Source organism: Vreelandella hamiltonii, assembly GCF_014651775.1.
GTDB classification, from domain to species: domain Bacteria; phylum Pseudomonadota; class Gammaproteobacteria; order Pseudomonadales; family Halomonadaceae; genus Vreelandella; species Vreelandella hamiltonii.
In genome coordinates, this window is the sequence record NZ_BMXN01000004.1 from 190,554 (window position 1) to 214,311 (window position 23,758).

A 23,758-nucleotide genomic window follows, 5' to 3' on the forward strand; every position below is an offset into this window, starting at 1 on the left:
GCACCAAATTCGGGCAGTCTTACGCCTTTTAGCCTATCGATGATGGCGGGAGCGTGTCGTGGCAGTCTACGGCGGAATACAGGCACATGAAGTGGAGCGTTGGCTGAATGCCCTCACCAACGCGGCCTATGACCGACGCTGCCCGCTCTCCCAAGTGCATGGCGGCAATGCCCGTGCACGCATTGCGCGTCAGGACCTCATTTATTTGGCCACCTCGTTTCGCAGCGGTGAACGCACTCGCGACGCCGTCGCCGATGGTTTGAGCCGCTGGTGCCAGCACTACCTCAGCGAAGCAGAGTGGTACGTGCTGGTGGGCGGTCGCAAGCCGCCCTCCTCGAACGTTACCAGCACTGCACCTCTCGCGGGTCAGCCCCGTGATGCCCTGACCGGTAGCGAGCCTGCCGCCCCTTCCATAGATGATGCCTCCTTGGAAGATCCCTTCGTGGACGACGCGCTAGACGCGCTTTATCAACACCGGGTGGGTTAACCCACGCCATCCAGCGCTGTTACAATGGATGCATGAACAGTGCTCATGCCGTTTCGGCCACCGCCTCCCTCGATGACCCTTTTTACTACCTGGCGAACTTCCGCTTCGTGGTCGATTGGGTGCAGTCGCGTCACGGCGATTTGCTGAGTGCCGAGGAGCATCACGCCCTCCAGCAATGGTCACAGCTGCCGCGCGCTGCTCAAGCGCTGCTGGTACGCATGGTGATGCGCAAAGGCGAGCTGTTCCGCATCGATAAGCTCAGCTACCCCGAGATTGGCGACACCCGGCAGGCACTGGCCCCGCTACTGGCCCAGGGGTGGGTCGACGAGACGCCGTCGTTGAGCATCGAGGCGCTATTTCGGCTGCTGCGCCTCAGCGAGCTGCGCGACGCCCTGCAACCGATGATCCTTGAGCTGGGCATCGCCCCCAGGGCGACCAAACGCGAACTTCAGGCGGCACTGACACCAGAGCTTGCCGAGGCACGCCCGCTGCAGCAGTGGTGGCCAGAGGCCACCACGAACATCGTGCGCCTCGACATCATGGCGCTATGCGACCGCCTGCGGCTGATGTTCTTTGGCAACCTGCGCCAGGACTGGGCCGAATTCGTGCTCACCGAGCTTGGCTTGCAGCGTTTCGAACAGCTTCCGCTCTCTTCGGATTCGCGTGCATTTCAGCGCCGCGAAGAGGTCGATACCTATCTCACGCTGCACCGCCTGCGCGAGCGCCTGGAGAGCGGAGAGGCGCCGGGAGTGCTCGCCACGGACGTGCCCGCTGCCTTCGGCAACCGCTGGCTGGACGCCCGCCGCTCGCGGCTGCTGCTGACCCTGGGGCACACGGCAGAGCGCAGCGGTGAGGCGGCCCTGGCCCTGGCGCTGTATGCCGAGTCCAGCAACAGCGAAGCGCGCATTCGTCGACTGCGAGTGCTGGAGCGCCTGGGCCGCTATCAGGAGGCTTACGCACTTGCCGAGGCGTCGCTCGATCAGGCAGGCGAGAGCGAAGCCCAGGCGCTGGGACGCCTGCTGCCACGCCTGACGCGCAAGTTGAATTTGCCCGCCCCACCGGCCGCCAAAGCCGTCGATGCCCCCACTTACGTGCTGGAGCTGCCCGGGCCGCAGCCGGTGGAGCGCGCCGTTGCCGAGCACTTATCCACCGCCAGTGCGCCGGTCTTCTATGTGGAAAACGGCCTGATCACGGGGCTGTTCGGCCTGCTGCTCTGGCCAGTCATTTTCAAGCCGCTGCCGGGAGCGTTCTTTCACCCGTTCCACAGCGGGCCTGCGGACCTCTATCGCGAAGACTTCGTGGGCCAGCGCCAGGCAGAGATCGACGCCTGCCTGGCGCAGCTGGAGGATGGCCGCTACCGCGCGACGATTCTGGCCACCTGGCAGGACAAGCAGGGGCTTGCTTCCCCCTTCGTGCATTGGGGAGTGCTGAGCGAACCGCTGGTCACCATGGCGCTTGACTGCCTGCCCGCTGCGCACCTGCGCGGCTGTTTTACCCGCCTGCTGGGGGACCTCAAGCACAATCGCGCAGGCCTGCCGGACCTCATTCAGCTGATGCCGGAAGCAGCAGATGGCGAGCCGCGCTATCGGATGATCGAGGTCAAAGGGCCGGGGGATCGTCTGCAGGATAACCAGCGTCGCTGGATCGACTTCTTCTGCCGCCAGGGAATGCCCGTCGAGGTTTGCCACGTGCGCTGGCAGCCCGACCCATGAGCCGCTATCGCGTGGCGGTGCGTACCCTGTGTGACTTCACCGCCCGCCAGGGTGACCTGGACCACCGCTTTACGCCCGCACCCAGTGCTCAGGAGGGCATCGAGGGGCACGCTCTGGTGGCCAAGCGGCGGGAAAAGATCCCCGGTTATCTCGCCGAACTGCCGCTCTCCGGTGAGTATCAGGGGCTGCGCGTGTCTGGCCGCGCCGATGGTTTCGATGTGGCGGGCAACTGTGTCGAAGAGGTCAAGACCCATCGCGGTAGCCTGGCGCGCATGGCGGATAACCAACGGGCGCTGCACTGGGCGCAGGTGAAAGTGTACGGCGCGCTGCTCTGTGCCGAACGGGGCCTTGCGCATATCACGCTGGCGCTGGTGTACCTGGAGATTGCCAGCGGTCAGGAAACCCGGCTGACCTGCGAGGCCCGCGCCGATGAGCTGGAAACGTTTTTTGCCCACCAGTGCCAGCGCTTTCTGGCCTGGGCCGACCAGGAGGCGGCCCACCGCGAGCGCCGCGATGCATGGCTCGCCACGCTGAGCTTTCCCCATGCGGATTTCCGCCCCGGCCAGCGGGCACTGGCCGAGGATGTCTTCAAGGCGGCCAGCACCGGCCGCTGCCTGCTGGCCCAGGCGCCTACCGGTATCGGCAAGACCCTGGGCACGCTGTTTCCCATGCTCTCCGCGATGCCCCGCCAGCGGCTCGACCGCATCGCCTTTCTGACCATGAAAACCCCCGGCCGCCGCCTGGCGCTGGATGCCCTCACCAGCCTGCAGGCCCCCGCACAGCCGCTGCGGGTGCTGGAGCTGGTGGCGCGTGACAAGGCCTGCGAGCACCCCGGTACGGCGTGCCAGGGCGATGCCTGCCCGCTGGCAAAAGGCTTTTACGATCGCTTGCCCGCGGCCCGCCAGGCGGCGGTGGAATATGGCTGGCTAGACCGCGAGGCCCTGCGCGAGGTGGCGCTGGCGCATCAGGTGTGCCCTTACTACCTGGGCCAGGAGCTGGCCCGCTGGGCCGATGTGGCCGTAGGGGATGTCAATCACTGGTTCGATAGCCACGCGCTTTTGCACGGCCTGGCCCAGGCCAACGACTGGCGGGTGGGCCTGCTGGTGGATGAAGCCCACAACCTGGTCGAGCGTGCCCGTGGCATGTATAGCGCTGCGCTCTCCCAGCAGCGTCTGAGCTACCTGCGGCGCCACTCCCCACCGGCGCTGGCCAAGCCCTTGGCGCGCGTTGGCAGGCAGTGGCAGGCCCTCAACAAGGCGGTGCAAGACCAGGCGCCGGAGCGTCGTTATCACCTGCTGGATGCGCTACCCACCAAATTGTTGGGTGCACTGCATACCTTGGCCGGGGCGATCACGGATTATCTGGTGGAGCATCCTGACGGGGCGAGCCAGGCGCTTCAGGAACTGCTGTTCGAGGCGCTGGCGTTCTGTCGCCTGGCAGAGCAGTTTGGCGATCATTCGCTGTGCGACCTGGACGTCGCGGGGAAGGGCAGTGCCGTCCTCGGCCTGCGTAATGTGATCCCGGCGGATTTTCTTGGCCCGCGCTTCAAGCGTGCCCACTGCGCGGTGCTGTTCTCCGCCACGCTGTCGCCCTTTCACTACTATCGTGACCTGCTGGGGCTGCCGGAGCACAGCGTGTGGCGCGAGGTGGCGTCTCCCTTCGTGGCGCAGCAGCTGGAAGTGCAGCTGCGCACGGATATCTCCACCCGTTACCATCACCGCGGGGCCTCGGTGGCGCCCATCGTGGCTACCCTGGCGGCGCAGTACCAGCGCCACCCGGGGCATTACCTGGCGTTCTTCAGCAGCTTTGCCTACCTGGAACAGGTGCTGGCTGCGTTTGCCCAGGCCCACCCGGACATTCCCGTGTTTGCCCAGACGCGCAGCATGCAGGAGGCCGAGCGCGACGCTTTTCTGGCACGTTTTACGCCCGGCGGCTGCGGCATCGGTTTTGCAGTGCTTGGGGGTGCTTTCGCGGAGGGGATCGACCTGCCCGGCGAGCGGTTGATCGGTGCCTTTGTGGCCACGCTGGGCTTGCCGCCCTTCAACGACTTCAACGAAGCGCTGAAGGCTCGGCTACAGGCGCGCTTTGGGCGCGGAGACGACTATACCTACCGTGTGCCGGGCATGGTCAAGGTCGTGCAGGCAGCGGGCCGGGTGATCCGTGGCCCCGAGGACCGTGGGGTTGTGGTATTAATGGATGACCGCTTTTCCCAGGCGCGTATACGGGCGCTGCTGCCACGCTGGTGGCAGCTGGATACCCCTTGACGCTGAGTCACGTCCCCTAACCTATAACCACAAGGACCGCATTGCACCATGGCCGATCTACTCTGGTACCAGTACGTACTCATTGGGCTGATCTTTGCCTGGAGTGGCTTCGTGCGCACCAGTTTGGGCTTTGGTGGCGCCGTGCTGGCGCTGCCGTTTTTGCTGCTGGTCAGCAACGAGCCGCTGGTCTTTCTGCCCATCATTGCCATTCATCTGCTGATCTTCTCCAGCTGGATTGCCTGGAACGGGCACCGGCAGGTGCGGCAGGCGGGCAATGGAGCCGCGGTGCAAAGCAATATCGATTGGGGGTATCTGGTCAAGGCGCTGAAGATCATGATCATCCCCAAGCTGGTCGGGGTGGTGGGCCTGCTGACCCTGCCCAACCATGTCATGACCAGCATCATCTTTGGCATCGTGATCATCTACGCCATTGGCTATGTCTTGAACAAGCCGTTCCAAAGCAAGCACCGCTACGTGGATTACCTGCTGCTGGGGCTGGGCGGCTATGTCAGCGGCACCTCGCTGATTGGCGCGCCGCTGATCGTGGCGGTGTTTGCCGCCCATGTGGCCAAGGAGCAGCTGCGCGATACCATGTTCGTGCTGTGGTTCATCCTCGTGGTCATCAAGATGGTGTCGTTCGTGGTGGCGGGGGTCGACCTGCAGCTGGTGCATCAGCTATGGCTGTTGCCGTGCGCTTTCATTGGCCACCTGCTGGGCGAAAAGGCGCACCGTTACCTGCTCCATGCCGATACCGGGCTGTTCTTTCGGGTGCTGGGGGCGGTGCTGATTCTGGTCAGCGTGGTGGGCTTGCTGAGCATGCCAGGCTGAATAACCTTTCAAGAGGAGCGTTGGTCGCATGAGATTCATCGACGCGCTGGCCAACCTGCAACGCGCAGGCCAGCTGCACAGATCCCTTCGGCGAGCGACCCACTGCATCGTGTGGCTCGTGCTGCCACTGGCGTTGCCTGCCATGGCCAGCTGCCCGGCAGCGTCCACCACGGACCTGGCGCACATCAAAGGCATTGGCGAGCAGTCTGCCCTCGCCGAAGGCCAGCGTGTGACCATCGATGGCGTCGTGACCGGGGAGTTTCTGGGGCGCGAGCACCTCAGCGGGTTCTACCTGCAGCAAACCACCGAGCAGGGCCCGGTAGGCATATTCGTGTATGCGCCGGAGCTGGCCGAGCACAAGGCTGCGCAGGTAGTGGCGGGCCAGCATCTTCAGCTACAGGCGCGTACAGGAAGCTTTCGCGGCAACCCCCAGCTGCAGCGTGTCACTCAGCTGGTGACCTGTGACATCGCAGGCGAGCTGCCCGAGCCCATTGCGTTATCCTGGCCCAAGGACGCGGCCTCGCTGGACGCCATGGAGGCGCTATTGGTCACTTTCCCTGAGCCGCTGACGGTCACCGATAACCATGATCTGGGCCGTTACGGCACGCTGGCGCTGGCCAGCGAGCGACGCTTTCGGCCGACCCATAGTGCCGCTCAGGCAGCTCCTTCGCCTGCGCCACTGCTGCTGGACGATGGCAGCTACCGCACGAACCCCGACCCCGTGCCCTATCTGAACGAGCAGGGGACGCGCCGCGTAGGCAGCACCCTCGACGGGCTGACCGGGGTGCTCACCCACGCCTTTGGCGACTACCGTCTGCACCCCACGCAAGCGGTCACGTTCACCGACAGCAACCCTCGCCCTGGCCCGCTGGAAGCACCGGGGGATGCCCTGCGGGTGGCTACCTTCAACGTCGAGAACTACTTCATCACCCTGGGGGAGCGTGGCGCCGCCAATGCGCCCGCGCTGGAGCGCCAGCGCGGCAAGCTGGCAGCGGCCATCGCGGGGCTGGAGGCGGATATCCTGGCGCTGATCGAAATAGAGAACCGCCCCGACGCGTTGACCGATCTGGTCGAGCAGTTGCACCAGCGCACGGGGATTCGCTACCACCCGGTGGGCGAGCCCGAGCGTCATGGAACGGACGCCATTCGGGTGGCGTTGCTCTATCGGCCGGACCGCGTGGAGGCTCTGGGAGCCCTGCATATCGACCGTGCCGATGCCCACGACCGACCGCCGCTGGCCGGCTTCTTCCGCAGTGTGCGAGGAGGGCCAGAGGTAGGGGTGGTGACCGCGCACTTCAAGGCCAAATCCGGCTGCCCTGCGCAGGGGGATATCGACCGTGGCCAAGGCTGCTGGAACGAGCGGCGTGTTGCTCAGGCGCAGGCCACCCAGCGCTTTCTACACCTTGCGCGAGGAAGCGGGCCATGAGCGTTTGCTGCTACTGGGGGACCTCAATGCCTACGGTGCCGAAGATCCGATCCGCACTTTGGTACATGCAGGCATGACCGACCTGATCGCGCGTCATCTCCCCGCCGAGCGCCGTTACACCTACGTGTTTCGCGGTGAGTCCGGGTATCTCGACCACGCCCTGGCCAGCGCTGAACTGGCCGAGGCCGTGCAGCAGGTGCATACCTGGCCCATCAACGCCGACGAGCCGCGTTTTTTGAGCTACGACCAACAGCCGGACGACACCCCGCCCAACCCGTTTCGCTCGTCAGACCACGACCCCATCGCGGTGGACCTGGTATGGCCATGAAACGTGGCGGGCGCTGATGAGGGGCGCAAAAACAAAAACGGCCACTTGCTCTAAGAGCTAAGTGGCCGTTTTCGTTGAATTCTTGGTCGGAATAGCAGGATTCGAACCTACGACCTCTGCCTCCCGAAGGCAGCGCTCTACCAAGCTGAGCTATATTCCGAGGGTTGCCAAGGCGTGCTTAACAACGGGACGCATCATACGTAGTTCAGGGGCTTTTTTCAAGCCCCTTTTGCGCTTGTCGGGCGCCGGTCAGGCCTGACGCTCCACGGCGAGGCGGGCCAGCTGGGCCATGCTGTCGCGGAAGGGGCTTTCGGGCAGCGCGTTCAGCTCGGCCAGGGCCTTGTCGGCCATCTCGACGGCGCGGTCGCGGGTGTAGGTGAGAGCGCCGGTGGCGTGAATGATCTCCAGCACTTCGTCCAGTTGCTCCAGGCCGCCTTTGCGAATCACCTGGCGGATCAGCTTGGCCTGTTCGGGGGTGCCGCGCTCCATGGCGTGGATCAGCGGCAGGGTCGGTTTGCCCTCGGCCAGATCGTCGCCTACGTTCTTGCCCATGGCGTCGGCGTCGCCCTGGTAGTCCAGCAGGTCGTCGATGAGCTGGAAGGCCAGGCCGAGATAGCGGCCGTAGTACTGCAGCGCGCGCTCCTGCTCTGGGGTGGCATCGGCCAGCACCGCGCCGCTGTGGGAAGCGGCTTCGAACAGCATGGCGGTTTTGCCCTGAATGGTCTCGAAGTAGTCGGCTTCCGAGATGCTCGGGTTGCCGATGTTGGTCAACTGGAGGACTTCGCCTTCTGCGATGACACAGGTCGCGCCGGAGAGGATCGCCATGATGCGCATGGAGCCGACATCGACCATCATCTGGAACGAGCGGGAGTAGAGGAAATCGCCTACCAGCACCGAGGGCGCATTGCCCCAGGCGTCGTTGGCGGTTTTCTTGCCACGGCGCATGTGCGACTCGTCCACCACGTCGTCATGCAGCAGGGTCGAGGTGTGCATGAACTCGATCAGCGTGGCGAGGGTGATGTGCTTGTCGCCCTCGTAGCCCAGCGAGCGCGCTGCCAGCAGTACCAGCAGCGGGCGCAGGCGTTTGCCGCCGCTTTCGATGATGTACTGGCCGATGGTTTCCACCAGCGGCACGCGAGAATTCAACTGCGTCACAATGGTGCGGTTGACGGCCTCAAAATCGTCGGCCACCACGGCGTGCAGCGGTGAAGGCGAAGGGCTGGCAGGCGGGGTTGAGGAGACGTTGGCTGTCATGGGTTCCGTTCATCGCGGCAGGTAAGAGAGTGGGGGTCATGCTATGGGGCTGCCTGTGAGGCGTCAAGGCATAGCGGCGCCGGGCGGGCGGCGGGGTGATTGACAAGCCCCGGTGGCCTTGTGGTAAAGCGCGATAGTCGTTATAATCCGCGACCCACTCATCATGCTCCCTGTCAGATGGCTGCCAAAAGAGGCGCCACTCGCAGCAGGTCGATAAGAGCGGAAGGCGATGAGCGTTGGTTACGCGGGGCGTAACTGGCATTAACGACAAGTCCGGAGAGCGACATGTACGCAGTTATCAAAAGCGGTGGCAAACAGTACCGCGTTCAAGAAGGTCAGACCCTCAAGCTCGAAAAAATCGAAGTCGCGACCGGCGAAACGATTGAATTCGATGAAGTGCTGCTGGTTGCAGACGGCGACGACGTGAACATTGGCGCACCTTTCATCAGCGGTGCCAAAGTTTCCGCCGAAATCGTTTCCCACGGCCGTGGCGACAAAGTCACCATCATCAAGTTCCGCCGCCGGAAGCACCACATGAAGCGTCAGGGCCACCGCCAGTGGTTCACTGAAGTCAAAATTACCGGAATTTCTGCGTAAGCAGCCAATTCCCTTTAGGAGGATTTTGCAATGGCACATAAAAAGGCAGCCGGCTCCACGCGTAACGGTCGCGATTCCGAATCCAAACGCCTTGGTGTGAAACTGTACGGTGGCCAAGCGGCAACCGCTGGTAACATCATCGTTCGTCAGCGCGGCACGCGTTTCCACGCCGGCACTGGCGTGGGCGTTGGTCGTGACTACACGCTGTTCGCACTGAACGATGGCGTCGTGAAGTTCGAGACCAAAGGTCCGAAGAACCGTAAATTCGTCAGCATCGTTTCTGCCTAAGCAACTTAGGTTGCGCAGTGCGAAGATGACGAAAGAAAAGCCCCGCCATGGCGGGGCTTTTTTGTCTTTTCAAGCCCTTTTGCCCGTACCGGGAACAGGGTGATGCAGTCAGGGCGGCGGAAGCGGCCGGGAGAATCCAATGCAGTTCGTCGATGAAGCCTCGATCATTGTTGAGGCAGGTAAAGGCGGCAATGGCTGTCTGAGCTTTCGCCGCGAGAAATATGTGCCCAAGGGTGGCCCGGACGGTGGTGATGGTGGCCACGGGGGCAGCGTTTATCTGATTGGTGACGATTCGCTGAATACCTTGATCGATTTCAAGTTTCAGCGCTTCTACAAGGCCGAGAACGGCCAGGGCGGCATGGGTCGCCAGATGAGCGGCAAGGCTGGTGAAGACCTGCACGTCAAGGTGCCGGTGGGCACCACAGTGATCGACGAGGACACCCTCGAAGTGATCGCCGATGTGACCGAGATCGGGCAGGTCGTGCTGGTGGCGGCCGGTGGTCGTCGTGGCCTGGGTAACATCCACTTCAAATCCTCCACCAACCGCGCACCGCGCCGCACCACGCCGGGTACCGAAGGCGACCGCCGCAATTTGCGCCTGGAAATGAAGGTGATGGCGGATGTGGGCCTGCTGGGCATGCCCAATGCTGGCAAGTCGACGCTGATTCGTTCGGTGTCGGCGGCCAAGCCGAAGGTGGCCAACTACCCCTTCACCACCCTGGTGCCGAACCTGGGCGTGGTGAAGCTGGGCATGCACGAGCACTTCGTGATGGCCGATGTACCGGGGCTGATCGAAGGCGCCTCTGACGGCGCAGGCCTGGGGCTGCGTTTTCTGAAGCACCTGACCCGTACGCGGCTGCTGTTCCACGTGGTCGATGTGGCGCCGTTCGACGAGTCCGATCCGGTCGACGCTGCCCAGGCCATCGTGCACGAGCTGGGCCAGTTCTCACCGGCGCTCTCCGAGCGGCCGCGCTGGCTGGTGCTGAACAAGTTCGACCTGCTGCCGGAAGAGGAGCGCGAAGCGCGGGCCCAGGCGATCATCGATGCGTTGAACTGGGAAGGCCCGGTGTTCCGTATTTCGGCGATCAGCAGCGAAGGCACCGACAAGCTGGTGCAGGCGGCGTACCGCTGGCTCACCGAGCAGCAGCGTCTGGAAAACGAAGACGAAGAGGCCCATGCCCGCGAGCAGGAGATGCGTCGCCGCATGGAAGAGGAGTCGGTGGCCCGTACCGAAGCGCGCCTTGGCCGTCGCCGCAAGCGCGATGACGAAGAAGACGATGACGATTTCGACGACGATGATTACGATGTCGAAGTAGAGTACGCCCCGTAAACGGCAGGCGTGCCGACCAGGATGAATCGCGTGAGCGCAATGGCGTGGGAGAGTCGCGACGTGGAACACAACGAGCAGTTGCCGGGCCGTGAGGCGCTGAGTAGCGCCCGCCGGATAGTGGTCAAGATTGGCAGCGCGCTGCTCACCAACGATGGTCGCGGGCTGGATGAAGCGGCCATTGGCGGCTGGGTGGATCAAATTGCTGCCCTGCACCAGCAGGGTATCGAAGTGGTGCTGGTCTCTTCGGGAGCCGTGGCGGCAGGCATGGTACGCCTGGGGTGGCAGGCACGCCCCAGCGCCGTGCATGAACTGCAGGCAGCGGCGGCCGTGGGGCAGAACGGGCTCACCCAGTGTTACGAGCAGCACTTTGCTCGCCACGGCATGCTCACCGCGCAAATTCTGCTCACCCACGACGACCTCTCCAACCGCAAGCGCTACCTGAACGCACTGTCGGCGCTGCGCACCCTGGTCGAGATGCGCGTAGTGCCGGTGATCAACGAAAACGATACCGTCGTCACCGACGAGATCCGCTTTGGCGATAACGACACCCTGGGCGCGCTGGTGGCCAACCTGCTCGAAGCCGATGCGCTGCTGCTGCTCACCGATCAGGAGGGCCTGTTCGATGCCGACCCGCGCCATCATCCTGACGCTCGATTGATTGCCGAAGGCCGTGCCGATGACCCACGGCTGGCCGCCGTGGCAGGCAGCGGCGGCGCGCTGGGCCGAGGGGGCATGAGCACCAAGGTGCGTGCCGCGCAGCTGGCGGCGCGTTCCGGCGCGGTAACGGTGATCGCCAGCGGCCGTCAGCCTGAGGTGATCACCCGTATCGTGCAGGGCGAACCGCTGGGCACGCTGCTGCGCCCGAACCAGGCGCCCATGGCGGCCCGCAAGCGCTGGCTGGCAGGGCAGCTACAGGTACGCGGTACGCTGGTGCTGGATGCCGGTGCGGTCAACGTGCTGCGCGGCAAAGGCTCCAGCCTGCTGGCCGTGGGCGTGCGGGACGTACAGGGCAGCTTCAGACGCGGCGACATGGTGCTGTGTGTGGACGAACAGGGCGCGCGGGTCGCCAAGGGGCTGGTCAACTACGGTGCCGATGAGGCACGCCAGCTGGCGGGCCAGCCCAGCCACCAGATCGAGGCCATCCTTGGCTATGTGGAGTCCCACGAGCTGATTCATCGCGATAATCTGGTGGTGGTGTAAGGCGGCAGCGGTATTTGCTGTGGCCAGCCGTCCGGCACGATCATCACCCGCAACGGGGGGTGAGCCGGGTGGCTGAGCATCACCTGCTGAGGCCCGTAGCGGTCGATCAGCGGCATCACGCTGGCCGTTTGTAGCGCCAGTGCATCGAAGGCTTCCGGCAGCGGCGGCGCCAGCCAGTGAGGCTTTTCCAGCCAGGCCATGCTGGGTGCGTCGGCGTAGCTCTCTGCCAGTGCTGGCCAATCCTTCCTGTAGCACCACAGCCCGCGCCGGTGGTCAGGCGTTGCCCCGTCCGGCGGTGGCAGCGTTGCGTGCCACGGGTAGAACAAGACGCCGGGCATGGCCACTCGGGGCTGCAAGGCGGGCAGGGTTTCGCCGCTGTCGCGGGGGGCGAGCCAGTGGCGCAGCAAGTGTCGCGCAGGTGGCGTACACGACAGCGGCAGCTGATGCTGGCGCAGGTGCTGGCACTTCAGCGCCAGACTATCCAACCCTCCGGGGCCGACCCAACGGCTCTGGCTCGTCTGCTCTCCAGGCCCTTCGGGCAACCCCAGATAAAACTTGATGGCCACCTCCAGGTGCATGGGCGCCGGGTTCTGCCGAGTACGGTAGAGAATATCCAGCTCGCCCAGCGTCAGGCGGCGCTGGGTAATGCGTACGTTGTGGCCCAGCAGGCGAGTGCTGGGCGCGCTGTCCAGCAGCAGATGCCACAGCCGTTCATGGTAATGCCCCATGCGCTGAGGCGGTACACGACGTGTCGGTCGAGCAGCCGTCTGTCGAGGCACGGCTGAAGACTCATCCTGCCGAAAATGGTCCGCATGGCGGGCCAGCCAGGCGTGACGCTGTGCGGCGCTGGCCAGGCCCAGCTCGGCGGGGGTGGGGCGGCCAGCCAGATGCTCGGCCAGCGTCACCAGGTCCGGGGTTGCCAGCAGCCACAGCATGTCGCGCAGCAGCCGCTGCGGCGAGTGGGGCCAGACGCCTTCCAGGCAGCCGTCGCTCATGCCATCAACGTAGCCAGAGGGCCAGCAGCGTCAGGGCAATCAACACGACCAGCGTGGCAGTGCCCAGGTGGCGGGCGTAGTGGTGCAGCATGCGAACCTCTCTCAGACGATGTCGAAGCGATCGGAAAAAATGTGCGTCGGCGGGATGCCGTGGGCAATCAGCCCGCGTTCGGCGCTATCCATCATCGGGTCTGGGCCGCAAATGTAACAGTCGATCCGCGGGTCCAGGTCCGGCAAGACACGTTTGATCAGCGCCTCATCCACATAGCCGGTTTCGCCCTGCCACCCTTCGTGCGGGTCGGACAGCACGTGAACCACTGTCAGGGGCAGCGCTTTGCTGAGCGTTTCCAGGTGCTCACGGAAGGTGGCTTCCTGCCAGGTCGGGTTGGCATAGATCAGCCAGATAGGGGGCGACTTGCCTGTATCACGAAAGCTGCGCAGCATGCTGATGAACGGGGTGATACCGATACCGCCCGCCAGCATCACGATGCCATGGGGATTGTCGGGATTGGGAATGAAGGCGCCGTATGGCCCTTCGATGAACGCTCGTGTGTTGGCCTTGACCTTGGGCAGCGTACGGGTGAAGTCCCCCAGCCGCTTGGCACTGAAAGCCACCCTGCCCGGCTGTGATGCGCTGGAAACGATGGAAAAAGGGTGCTGCTGCAAGGCAAAAGGGGTGTTGCCCAAGGTGATCCAGAAAAACTGCCCGGGCTGGAAGTCCAGCTGGTGCTGGCCATCTGCCTCCAGCGTCAGCGTCGTGGTATCGCCTCGCTCCAGCTGGTTATCCACCACGCGCCAGGGCTGGCGGCGCAGCCGCCACGGGCGCAGCAGGCGAGTTTCCACCAGCAGCCCTAGCGGCAGCAGGAGCAGCAGGGCAAAGACGCCCGAGGTGACGACGCCTTGGGTGTAGCGCTGAGCCATCAGCGCATGCCCCAGCCCGCCCATGACCACGAAAGCGGTCAGGCCGCCATGCAGCAGTCGCCATGTCTCGTAACTCAACCCCAGCCGCTTGCGCCATAGCGAGGTGACCACCAGGGTCAGGCTGGCCAGCAGCAGGGCCATCAGGGCCAGGGCGCGGAGGGTGTCCTCGCGGGGGTCGAGATAGTGCAGCAGGCTGGGCTCGGCGATGAATGTCAGCGTGGGATGCGCCAGTACCAGCAGCAGGGCACCGATCCCCAGCTGGCGATGAAACTGCAGCACGTTGTCGAACCCTGCGCGATTGCCAAAGCCGTGACGGCCTGAAATCAGCGCTTGCAGCGCCATGATGCTCAGCGCCAGCGCGCCCAGCAATACGCCTGCCTCGGCCAAGGCGCTGCGTGGAGCTGGCGGCGACACCAGCAGCCAGCTCACCGGCAGTAATGCCAGTACCATGTAGAGAGTGACCCAAAGCAGCGCTTGGCGGATGACGTGGTTCACGAATGCTTCTCCTTGTGCGTCCTTGCGAATGGCGAGTATTGCCCCGTCTTCCTGTGGGTAGCTTGTCCAAGTGTGGGAAAAACCGGGCATTTCGCAAGTCTGGCCGCCAACGCGGCAGGAGCTGCTACGCTGACTGAAGTGGCCATCGAGAGTCAGTATGGCCGATAGCGCCAGCATTCACCCGACAGGAGCAGCATGATGGGCAAAGGAAAATCGAAGAAACGCCAGCCGAGCAAGTCCGACTCTACAGCGTCCTCGGCGGCTGCCAAGGCGCCACAGCAGCTGACCCCCGATACCGGGGCTGCCCTGTTTGAAGATGCCCGTTCGCGGCTGGTGGCCGTGTTCGAGGCGCTGAAGATTCACCCGGATGCCCAGGCGCGATTGATGCAACCCAGCCTCTCCTTGCAGGTCAGCGTGCCGGTGCGGATGGATGATGGCAGCCTGAAGGCGTTTCCTGCCTGGCGCGTGCAGTACGACACCAGCCTGGGGCCTGCCAAGGGCGGGGTTCGCTTCCACCCGGACGTGAACCAGCATGAAGTCACCACGCTGAGCTTCTGGATGGCGGTGAAGTGCGCGGTGGTCAACCTGCCTTACGGCGGCGGCAAGGGCGGCGTTCAGGTGGATGCCAAGTCGCTGTCGTCGCTGGAGCGAGAGCGGCTGGCGCGAGGCTATATCCGCGCCATCGCCGACATCATGGGGCCAGACCGCGACATACCCGCACCGGACGTGAATACCGATGCCACGGTGATGGGCTGGATGATCGATGAGTACGAGCACATCCTGCGCGCCCAGGCGCCAGCCGCCATCACGGGCAAACCGCTGCCGCTAGGAGGCTCGCCAGGCCGGGTGGAAGCCACTGGCCGTGGCGCGCTCAAGGTGCTCGACCTGTGGGCGGCGCAGCGCGAGCGGGCGCCGGAAGAGACCACCGTGGCGGTGCAGGGCTTCGGCAACGCCGCGTACCACTTTGCCCGCTTGGCCCGTGCCGAAGGGTACCGCGTGGTCGCGGTTTCCGACTCCAGCGGAGGCCGCTATGCGGCGGACGGTCTGGACATCGAAGCGCTGAAAAAGGACAAGCAGTCCCACGGCAAGCTGTCGAAGAGTCAGCAGGGGAAAGCCCTGAGTGGCGAGCAGCTGCTGGCGCTGGAGGTGGATGTGCTGGCCCTGGCCGCGCTGGAGAATCAGGTGCATGGCGACAACGTGGCCGAGGTGCAGGCAGGCGCCATCCTGGAGATCGCCAACGGCCCGCTGACCAGTGACGCCGACCGGGCACTCGAAAAGCGCGACGTGGACGTGCTGCCCGACGTACTGGTCAATACCGGCGGAGTCGTGGTCAGCTACTTCGAGTGGTTGCAGAATCGTGCCGGTGAAAAGTGGAGTGAAGAGCAGGTCAACGAGCGGCTGAATACCCTGCTGGAGCGCGAGGCAAGCCAGGTACTGAAGCGGGCCGAGCAAGAGCAGGTGTCGTTTCGTCACGCGGCGTACTGTCAGGGCATCGAGCGGATTGCCGAGGCGATCATGGCCCGCGGCAACTGCCAGGACTGCCGCTAGTCCACGGTGTCGATGGCATCATGACGCCATGACGATGGCATGAAAAAGGCGGGCCACCAGGGCCCGCCATGCAAGGTTGCTCGCGCGTATCAGTCGCGGTCGATCTCGGTGATCTGGAACGAACCCTGACGCATCTTGATGTCCAGTTCGCGGCCATTCTGGTCGCGCCCTTCGATGTCGATGCTGCCGCTCTTGTTGATCTCGATCTCCTCGAACTCCGTCATGCCTTCTTGGCTGGCGATATTGAGCGCCTGACGTACATCGTCTTCGGTCATGCCCCAGGCACCGGTGATCAGACGCTTGCGCTCTTCTTTCAGGGTATCGCCGTTATCCAGCGAGAACTCGATATCGGCATACCACTCATCGTCCAGCCAGCCTTCGACTTCGGCGCGCCCACGGCTCTTGACGCTGATCTCTTCATAGTGCGTAAAACCATAATCGCTGGCGTAGGTCAGAATGTCGTCGATGCGATCCACCGGCTGGGTGTCGGCATACACGGTGCTAGCGGCTGCGCTCAGCAGCAGGGCAGAGGCAGGAATCATCAGCATTTTTTTCATGGCGTTCATCACAAGCTCCTTTTTTCACGATATGTCAGTTGAAGCGACGAGACAGTTATAGCAGCCGGGGTCTTACCGGAAGCTGACAAAGTCGTTCATCTACCGTTCATGTTGACTTTGGCATGCTGGCATCATGAAAACCATGACCGCTTTCCTACGCTCCTTACGCACCTGGCCCCGCCTTCGGGTGATGGCCTGCGCGTTGGCGCTTGTCTGGATGGGTAACGCCATTGGCGACCAGCCCTGGCAAGCGCTGCACGGTGAAGTGGGGCGCGGCGATGTGGTCCCGCTGGAAACGATACTCGACTGGCTCGAAGAGCGTTACATTGGCGATATTCTGGAAATCGAGATCGACCGGGACGACGGGCTGGTGGAGTATGAGATCAAGATGCTGGGGCCCCAGGGGCAGGTGGTCGAATTCGAATTCGATGGTCACAGTGGCCAGTTGATGAAGATCGAAGGTGTCCGCATTCGCGAGATGCAGCGTAACCCATGAAAGGATAGCGTGATGAAGTGTTTGCTGGTAGAGGATGACCAGGCGCTTGCCCGTGAGCTGAGCCAGGCCCTGCGTGAAGGCGATTGGATCGTCGAGCGAGCCGAGAATGGTCAGGAAGCCGACTTTCTGGTGCGTACGGAAGCCTACGATACGGTGATCCTGGACATTGGCCTGCCGGATGGCGATGGCACCCGCTGGCTCTCCTCCTGGCGGGAGGATGGCATCGACCTGCCGGTGCTGATCTTGACCGCTCGCGAGCGTTGGGCCGACAAGGCCGCGGGGTTTACTGCCGGGGCCGACGACTACGTGACCAAACCCTTCGAGCCCGCCGAAGTGCTGTTTCGGCTGCGCGCCCTGGCGCGACGCACCCATGGCCACGCCCACCCGGTGCTACGGGTAGGCGAGCTGAGCCTGGATACCCACACCCAGCACGTTACCCTGGCAGGCAGGCCCGTCAGCCTGACCGCCCAGGAAACCCGTCTGCTGAGTTATCTCATGCATGCCGCGCCGCGGGTAGTAAGCCGCAGTGAGCTCTCGGAGCACGTCTATGACCGTGACCACGAGCCCGACTCCAACGTCATCGACGTGCAGGTCAGCCGCCTGCGGCGCAAGCTGGGTGCCTGGCGTATCGCCACCCTGCGCGGCCAGGGGTATCGCCTGCTGGCCGATGAGCCCGACACGCCATGAGCGCTGCCGGGCCGCATTGGCGTCAACGCTGGGCCAGCCGCTCCATCCACCTGCGCTTGCTGCTGGCAGCGCTGCTGATCGTGCTATTGGCCCTGCCGGTGGCGGGTGGGCTGCTGGCCCATCATTATCGTAGCGCCGCCGTGAACGCGTTCGACGAGCGTCTCGAAGCGACGCTCAACGTGATCATTGCCGGTGTTGCCTACGACCCACTGAGCCAACAGCTGCGCTATGAACGTGCCTTGGGCGACCCCCGCTTCGAATACGTGTTTTCAGGCTGGTATTGGCAGATCACCGACAGCGAGCAGCACACGGTGGCGTCGCGCTCGCTATGGGATCAGCGGCTGCCCGTGACCCACAGCGAACAGGTGTCTGCACGGACCTTGCCAGGGCCTAGAGGGCAGCAGTTGCGAGTGGTGGAGCGGGATATCTATCTGGCGCCTTTGGAATCGCCGCTGCACGTCAGCGTGGCCGCCCGTGACGATGCCCTGGTGGCTGAAATCCAGGCCTTCCAGCGCATGCTGTGGCTAGGCCTGCTGGGGCTTGGCGCGGTGTTGCTGGGGGTGCTGGCGCTCCAGGTACGTTGGGGGTTGGCGCCGTTACGGCGCATGAATGCCAACCTGCGCGACGTGGAGCAGGGCCGTGCCGAGCAATTGGATACCCGACTGCCGCAAGAGCTGGCCACCCTGGCCAGCTCCATGAACGCCGTATTGGCGCGCGACCAGCGGTTGATCGAGCGCGGACGCTATACGGCGGGTAATCTGGCCCACGCCCTCAAGACGCCGCTCAGCGTCATGCGTCTGCTGGTGAAGCAGCTGCCCAGCGACAGCCGAGCCACCTGGGACGTAGAGCTTTCGCGTATCGACAATGCGGTGCGTCACCACCTGGCCCGGGCCTCGGCGGCCGGGGACAGCGGGCGCTTCGCCGCCATTGACCTGCAGGCCACCCTGGCGCCGCTGATGAGCGGATTGGCGCGTCTTGCCCAGCGGCGGCACATCACCCTGACGCAGACCGTGGATAGCCAGATGCGGGTACACCTGGACGACCAGGACCTGCAGGAGATGGTGGGCAATTTGCTCGATAATGCCCTGCGCTGGGCCAGCCAGACGGTGCATGTGAGCTTTCAGGCGCAGCAAGGCGTATTGAGGCTCACGGTGAGCGATGACGGCCCCGGCATGACCGCCGAGGAGTGCCAGGAGGCCGTGCAGCGCGGCAAACGCTTGGATGAGCAGCGTTCCGGGAGTGGTCTGGGGCTGGCCATCGTGGCCGATCTGGTGGCCCTGTATGGTGGGCAGATGCGCCTGCAGCGCGCCGAACAGGGCGGGCTGGAGGTGGTGATCGAACTACCCGTGCTGGCCGCGCGGGCCTGAAGGAGCAACGATGATCGACGTCACCGAAACACTGCCTGACGTACTGGTGGGGCCGCTGCTGCGTCGCTTGTCGCCGTCACGCCTGGTGATGTGGCTGGTGGCCACGCGACCGCTGGCTCTCCAGCTGGTTCTGTTTCCGGACACCCCCGACCAGCAAACCTACCCACTGTCTCGCCAGGATCACCAATGCGTGGCCATCGGCGAGCGGGCCTACCTGTACTGCATCGACCTGAGCTTGCCCAGGGCACTGCCCACCGATACACGCATCGCCTACGACCTGCAGGTACAGAGCCGCCAGAGCGCATGGCAGCGCCTTCCCGAGTGGGCACCGTGGTTATGTCACGCCGGGCAGGCCTACCCGGCCTTTGTGCTGGCATCGCGTCACCACCGCCTGATGCACGGCTCCTGCCGCAAGCCCCACCACGACAGCCCCGATGGTCTGGTGCGTGCCGATGCCTGGCTGGCCGAGCGCCAGGAAGCCCCTGGCGAGTGGCCAGCCTGGCTATTGATGACCGGTGACCAGGTCTACGTGGATGACGTGGCAGGCCCCACCCTGCGCGCCGTGCATGCACTCATCGCCCGGCTGGGGCTGGCCGATGAACAGTTGGAAGGCGCCACGGTGAACGATAGTCAGGCGCTCTATGCGGCTCCCGAAACCTATTATCATCGCGAGTCGCTGCTGCCGGATGTCACCAGCAACGCGGCCCTGCGCGAGCGTTTCTTCGGCGGGGTGAAAAAGCCGGTGTTCACCTCGGCGCACGCCCAGAACCACCTGATGACCCTTGCCGAAATGCTGGCCATGTATTGCCTGGTCTGGTCGCCGACTCCCTGGCAGATCATTGCGCCCACGCCGCCCGAGCTGGCCGAGCAGGAGGCCGAAGCGTACCGTACCGAACAGGCGGTCATCGATGCCTTCGTGGCAGGGCTGCCCCAGTGCGCGCGGTTGATGGCCCACGTGCCCAGTCTGATGATCTTCGACGATCACGACGTCACCGATGACTGGAACCTGACCGCCGATTGGGAGCGCTGTGCTTATGGGCATCCGTTCTCCAAGCGCATCATTGGCAACGCGCTGGTGGCCTACCTGCTTTGCCAAGGGTGGGGCAATGCCCCGGACAAACTCAACCCGCTGCTGCATCAGGTCGGCACGTTGTTCGATGGGTCGGGCACCTTGAACCCCCAGGCCCAGGACAGCGTGATCGAGCGGCTTCTGCGCTTTCAAGGGTGGGAGTTTCAGGTGCCAGGGGCCCCCGCGCTGATCGTGCTCGATACCCGTACGCGCCGCTGGCGCAGTGAGCGCAACCCCAAACGGCCCTCCGGGCTGATGGACTGGGAGGCGCTCATGGAGATGCAGCAGGCGCTGTTGGGCACCCCCAGCGCGGTGATCGTCTCGCCTGCCCCGATGTTCGGGGTCAAGCTGATCGAGGGCATTCAAAAGCTGTTTACCCTGGCTGGCAAGCCGTTGATGGTGGATGCCGAAAACTGGATGGCCCATCGCGGTGCCGCCAGCGTGCTGCTGCACATCTGGCGGCACTCCAAGACACCCGGCAACTACGTGATCCTGTCGGGGGACGTGCACTACTCCTTTGCCTACGACATCGTCGTACGCGGGCAGGAGCAGGCCCCGCATCTGTGGCAGATCACTTCCAGCGGCGTGAAAAACACCTTCCCTCGGCGGCTGCTGGATACCTTCGACCGGCTCAATCGTTGGCTATACGCGCCGCTGTCGCCGCTCAACTGGTTTACCCAGCGGCGTAAGCTCAGCATCTACCCTCGGGACCCCGAGCAGGCCAGCGCTGGCGAGCGGCTGTGGAATGCCAGCGGGATAGGCCTGGTCAGTCTCGACGAGAACGGTCGTCCCACCGATATTCGTCAGTTGGATGCCCGCGGTGGCGACGCGGTGTTTCCGCCGCCAGACATCCCCGGCATGAAGGCGCCCACCGGTGGTTCGTCATGAAAATGTCATGTAAATGACGCACGCTTGCTGCCCTGGCACCTTCCTGATGGAGTTGACAAGTCATAGGGATCGTTGACGTTTGACAGGGCAGCAGGCACATGACCGCACAAGAAACCCAGTGGCTTCACCAGATTATCGCGGCAGAAGAGCTGCACGTACTTTTTCAGCCCATTGTCGATGCCAATCAGCAGGCCATTTATGGCTACGAAGCGCTGATCCGTGGCCCCAGCACCTCTCCGTTGCATTCACCGCTAAGGCTGTTCGACGTGGCGACCCAGGCTGGTCTGCTGGTGGAGCTGGATCTGCTTTGCCGACGGCTCGCCATTCGCCGTTTTGCCGAACTCGCACTCCCTGGGCTGCTGTTCCTCAACGTCATGCCGCTGACCATCGTCGAGCGTGATTTCCGCGAGGGGCTGACGCTGGGCTTCATTCAGGAGAGTGGCCTGCCGCCGGAGCGGGTGGTGATCGAGCTGACCGAGCACGTGCCCATCCACGATTACGACCTGATGCGCCAGGCGGTGGCCCACTACCGCGACATGGGGTTTCAGGTGGCCCTGGATGACCTGGGGGCCGGTCACTCCAGCCTGCGCCACTGGGCGGAGCTGCGCCCGGATTTCGTCAAGCTGGACCGCCATTTCATTTCCGGCATCGATCAGGAACCCGCCAAGCGGGAGTTCCTGCGCTCGATACTGGACGTCGCCAAAAGCCTCGACTGCCAGCTCATCGCAGAAGGGGTCGAAACCGCGGCAGAGCACCTGTGCCTGTGGGAGCTGGACCGTGGATTGGCGCTGTTGCAGGGGTTCTACTTCGCACGTCCCAGCGTTCAGCCGCCTGTTCAGCTCAATACGCTGCTGCCCGCCACCACGCAATTGAAAACTCCCGCCGGGCGTACGGCGCATACCATCCTGCGCAGCGTGGAGGCCGTAGCGCCCAGTGTGTCAGTGCCCACGTTGGCGGAACGGTTTCGTGAAACGCCGCATCTGCGCTGCGTGGCCGTGATCGAACAGGGCGTGCCCATTGCCGTGGTGCGGCGCAACGGGTTCCTGACGCTGTTCACCAACCCTTATAGCCATTCGCTGTACGCCAAGCGCTGCGTGCTGGACATCGCCGATCGCAAGATGCTGGTGGCCGCCGCCGACATGCCCCTGGAAACGCTGAGCCAGCAGCTGACCGACAGCCGCGACATCGAACAGGAGGACTTCGTCATCGTCGATGGCGAAGGGCAGTATCTGGGTATGGGCAATATCGTCGATTTGCTGCGCGAGATTACCGCCATCCAGGTGCGTCAGGCGCGCCATGCCAATCCGCTCACCGGGCTGCCCGGTAACATCCTGATCAATGAAACCCTCACGGCCTATCTGAGCCAGGGCAATGGCTTTGCCGCTGCCTACGTGGATCTGGATCACTTCAAGGCGTTCAACGATGCCTACGGTTATGCCCGCGGAGACCATGTGATCATCTCGCTGTCGCGGCTGTTGCAGGCTCAGGTGGAAAGCGCGGGGGGCTTCATCGGGCATATCGGTGGCGACGACTTCATGATGCTGTTACCGCTGGAGCACTGGGAGAGCGTGTGCCAGCAGATTCTGGCCTCCTTCGAGGTCATGGCCCCGAGTTTCTACGAGGAAGAGGACCGCCAGAGAGGCGGGCTTTCCATCGAAAGCCGTCAGGGAGGCGTCAGCTTTTTTCCTTTCGTCAGCGTGTCGGTAGCCGTCAAGCCCATCAGTGACCCGGGCCACTGCAAGGCCCTGGACATTGCCAGCCAACTCTCCGAACTCAAGCACCAGGCGAAGAAGATTGCCGGGAACAGCCTGTTCGTGGAACGGCGTGGCTGTTGCGTGGAGCAGTGAGCCGACAAAGCGGCAGGTCGTTCATACGGGTGTCATGTAGACGTCACGAAGTTGTCACCCGCCAGACCCGCCGCTGTCATCTTGGGGCGTCAGGATACATCCACCTCTTACTACCCCGTTAGGTGATCCATGCAATCCTCTCGTCTCTCTACCGTGTCACTCTCGCGCACTCTGATCAGTGCTGCCGTTGCCAGTGCCTTCGCTTTCAGTGCGATGAATGCGGCTGCCGACCTCTCCTCACGCTACGTGGACAACGATGGCGACATGGTGGCCGATATCCCCAGCGATGAGTCTCGGTTGGTCGATCCGGACACGCTGGTCTTTGCTTACACGCCGGTTGAAGACCCGGCGGTCTACGCCGACGTATGGGCGGGTTTCCTGGATCACCTGAGCGAAGCGACGGGTAAACGCGTTCAGTTCTTCCCGGTGCAGTCGAATGCTGCCCAGCAGGAAGCGCTGCGCGCTGGCCGTCTGCACGTGGCGGGCTTCAACACCGGTGGCGTACCGGTAGCGGTCAACTGTGGCGGCTTCCGTCCCTTCGCCATCATGGCGGCCGAAGATGGCAGCTACGGTTACGAAATGGAGATCATCACCTACCCCGGTAGCGGTATCGACGGCATGGAAGACCTGCAGGGTCGTCAGTTGGCCTTCACTTCCGAAACGTCCAACTCGGGCTTCCGCGCACCGTCCGCGCTGCTGCGCTCCGAGTACGGTCTGGAAGCCGGTGATGACTTCGAGACTGCTTTCTCCGGCTCCCACGACAACTCCATCCTGGGCGTCATCAACAAGGATTACGATGCGGCGGCCATTGCCAACTCCGTTGCCCATCGCATGCTGTCACGGGGTGTCATCAACGAGGGTGACTACGAGGTGATCTACACCTCCGAAACCTTCCCCACCACGGCATACGGCACCGCCCACAACCTGACGCCCGAACTGCAGCAGCAGATCCAGGATGCGTTCTTCAGCTACGACTGGGAAGGCACCGCCCTGCAGGCGGAGTTCGAGAACTCAGGCGAAGCGCAGTTCATCCCCATCACCTATGAAGAGCACTGGTCGGTCATCCGCACCATTGCCGATGCCAATGGCGTCACTTACGACTGCGATTGATTCCAGCGCTGCGTGACCCTGTCGGCCAGGAGGGCAACCTTCTGGCCGACGCGTTATGGGGTCG

The 23,758-nt window shown here is 63.8% G+C and carries 21 protein-coding genes and 1 tRNA gene; 17 read left to right on the plus strand and 5 right to left on the minus strand.

From position 1 onward, the window contains the following. The first annotated feature begins 58 nt into the window (after positions 1-58). From IE091_RS18420 to IE091_RS18425, 6 genes are read left to right on the plus strand one after another with little or no spacing between them, the layout of a single operon-like run. The gene (locus IE091_RS18420) at positions 59-487 is read left to right on the plus strand and encodes a hypothetical protein (protein ID WP_039183209.1); all 429 of its coding nucleotides are present in this window, start codon (positions 59-61) and stop codon (positions 485-487) included. 32 nt (positions 488-519) lie between these two features. Continuing rightward, positions 520-2,199 (plus strand): VRR-NUC domain-containing protein, encoded by a 1,680-nt coding sequence (locus tag IE091_RS05490; protein WP_189462994.1) that lies wholly within the window; start codon positions 520-522, stop codon positions 2,197-2,199. Continuing rightward, on the plus strand, positions 2,196-4,463 hold the full coding sequence (locus IE091_RS05495) for an ATP-dependent DNA helicase (protein ID WP_189462995.1): 2,268 nt from the start codon (positions 2,196-2,198) through the stop codon (positions 4,461-4,463). Before IE091_RS05490 ends, IE091_RS05495 begins: the two co-directional genes overlap by 4 nt. Positions 4,464-4,511: 48 nt before the next feature. Further along, positions 4,512-5,291, plus strand: a complete 780-nt coding sequence (locus IE091_RS05500) for a sulfite exporter TauE/SafE family protein (protein ID WP_144984347.1) — start codon at positions 4,512-4,514, stop codon at positions 5,289-5,291. A 28-nt stretch (positions 5,292-5,319) separates the two neighbouring features. Then, complete coding sequence (locus IE091_RS05505) at positions 5,320-6,717, plus strand: ExeM/NucH family extracellular endonuclease (RefSeq protein WP_229800763.1); 1,398 nt, start codon at positions 5,320-5,322, stop codon at positions 6,715-6,717. Further along, entirely contained in the window at positions 6,656-7,045 is a 390-nt protein-coding gene (locus IE091_RS18425; protein WP_229800764.1) for an endonuclease/exonuclease/phosphatase family protein, read from the plus strand. Before IE091_RS05505 ends, IE091_RS18425 begins: the two co-directional genes overlap by 62 nt. Positions 7,046-7,128: 83 nt before the next feature. On the opposite strand, the gene IE091_RS05510 is transcribed toward IE091_RS18425, so the two are convergent. Together IE091_RS05510 and ispB are read right to left on the minus strand one after the other, a co-directional pair. Next, positions 7,129-7,205: transfer RNA gene (locus IE091_RS05510), tRNA-Pro, on the minus strand. An 89-nt stretch (positions 7,206-7,294) separates the two neighbouring features. Further along, a complete protein-coding gene (ispB, locus tag IE091_RS05515) occupies positions 7,295-8,299 on the minus strand; it encodes an octaprenyl diphosphate synthase (RefSeq protein ID WP_039183196.1) in 1,005 nt (334 codons plus the stop codon). Between the two features lie 285 nt (positions 8,300-8,584). On the opposite strand from ispB, the gene rplU reads away from it, so the two are divergent. The 4 genes from rplU (at position 8,585) to proB (ending at position 11,714) form a co-directional block, all read left to right on the plus strand. Continuing rightward, on the plus strand, positions 8,585-8,896 hold the full coding sequence (rplU, locus tag IE091_RS05520) for a 50S ribosomal protein L21 (protein ID WP_016915863.1): 312 nt from the start codon (positions 8,585-8,587) through the stop codon (positions 8,894-8,896). A 30-nt stretch (positions 8,897-8,926) separates the two neighbouring features. Then, a complete protein-coding gene (gene rpmA, locus IE091_RS05525; protein ID WP_139527922.1) occupies positions 8,927-9,184 on the plus strand; it encodes a 50S ribosomal protein L27 in 258 nt (85 codons plus the stop codon). A 139-nt stretch (positions 9,185-9,323) separates the two neighbouring features. Further along, the gene (gene cgtA, locus IE091_RS05530) at positions 9,324-10,514 is read left to right on the plus strand and encodes an Obg family GTPase CgtA (RefSeq protein WP_039183193.1); all 1,191 of its coding nucleotides are present in this window, start codon (positions 9,324-9,326) and stop codon (positions 10,512-10,514) included. Positions 10,515-10,553: 39 nt separating this feature from the next. Next, positions 10,554-11,714, plus strand: coding sequence for a glutamate 5-kinase (gene proB, locus IE091_RS05535; RefSeq protein ID WP_229800769.1), 1,161 nt, complete (start codon positions 10,554-10,556; stop codon positions 11,712-11,714). On the opposite strand, the gene IE091_RS05540 is transcribed toward proB, so the two are convergent. After that, the gene (locus IE091_RS05540; RefSeq protein ID WP_189462996.1) at positions 11,687-12,709 is read right to left on the minus strand and encodes a DUF1853 family protein; all 1,023 of its coding nucleotides are present in this window, start codon (positions 12,707-12,709) and stop codon (positions 11,687-11,689) included. The two genes, proB and IE091_RS05540, sit on opposite strands and share 28 nt — an antisense overlap. A gap of 102 nt (positions 12,710-12,811) precedes the next feature. Beyond that, the gene (locus tag IE091_RS05545; RefSeq protein ID WP_189462997.1) at positions 12,812-14,125 is read right to left on the minus strand and encodes a ferredoxin reductase family protein; all 1,314 of its coding nucleotides are present in this window, start codon (positions 14,123-14,125) and stop codon (positions 12,812-12,814) included. 198 nt (positions 14,126-14,323) lie between these two features. Here IE091_RS05545 and IE091_RS05550 point away from each other — a divergent pair, with 198 nt between their 5' ends. Then, positions 14,324-15,673: a Glu/Leu/Phe/Val family dehydrogenase gene (locus IE091_RS05550; RefSeq protein WP_229800765.1), complete on the plus strand. Its 1,350-nt coding sequence runs from the start codon at positions 14,324-14,326 to the stop codon at positions 15,671-15,673. An 89-nt stretch (positions 15,674-15,762) separates the two neighbouring features. On the opposite strand, the gene IE091_RS05555 is transcribed toward IE091_RS05550, so the two are convergent. Beyond that, positions 15,763-16,239, minus strand: a complete 477-nt coding sequence (locus IE091_RS05555) for a PepSY domain-containing protein (RefSeq protein ID WP_039183184.1) — start codon at positions 16,237-16,239, stop codon at positions 15,763-15,765. 124 nt (positions 16,240-16,363) lie between these two features. Between IE091_RS05555 and IE091_RS05560 the strand changes: the two genes are divergently transcribed. From IE091_RS05560 to phnD, 6 genes are all read left to right on the plus strand, one after another. After that, on the plus strand, positions 16,364-16,726 hold the full coding sequence (locus IE091_RS05560) for a PepSY domain-containing protein (RefSeq protein ID WP_144984335.1): 363 nt from the start codon (positions 16,364-16,366) through the stop codon (positions 16,724-16,726). Positions 16,727-16,738: 12 nt separating this feature from the next. Continuing rightward, the gene (locus IE091_RS05565; RefSeq protein ID WP_144984332.1) at positions 16,739-17,413 is read left to right on the plus strand and encodes a winged helix-turn-helix domain-containing protein; all 675 of its coding nucleotides are present in this window, start codon (positions 16,739-16,741) and stop codon (positions 17,411-17,413) included. Then, positions 17,410-18,780, plus strand: coding sequence for a sensor histidine kinase (locus IE091_RS05570; RefSeq protein WP_189462998.1), 1,371 nt, complete (start codon positions 17,410-17,412; stop codon positions 18,778-18,780). The genes IE091_RS05565 and IE091_RS05570 overlap by 4 nt, the downstream gene beginning before the upstream one ends. A 10-nt stretch (positions 18,781-18,790) precedes the next feature. After that, positions 18,791-20,737: a metallophosphoesterase family protein gene (locus IE091_RS05575; RefSeq protein WP_189462999.1), complete on the plus strand. Its 1,947-nt coding sequence runs from the start codon at positions 18,791-18,793 to the stop codon at positions 20,735-20,737. A 98-nt stretch (positions 20,738-20,835) separates the two neighbouring features. Then, positions 20,836-22,584, plus strand: coding sequence for a bifunctional diguanylate cyclase/phosphodiesterase (locus IE091_RS05580; protein ID WP_189463000.1), 1,749 nt, complete (start codon positions 20,836-20,838; stop codon positions 22,582-22,584). A 129-nt stretch (positions 22,585-22,713) separates the two neighbouring features. Beyond that, positions 22,714-23,694 carry a phosphate/phosphite/phosphonate ABC transporter substrate-binding protein gene (gene phnD / locus IE091_RS05585; RefSeq protein WP_189463001.1) on the plus strand — a complete coding sequence of 327 codons (981 nt, stop codon included), beginning with the start codon at positions 22,714-22,716 and terminating at the stop codon, positions 23,692-23,694. The last annotated feature ends 64 nt before the right edge of the window (positions 23,695-23,758 follow it).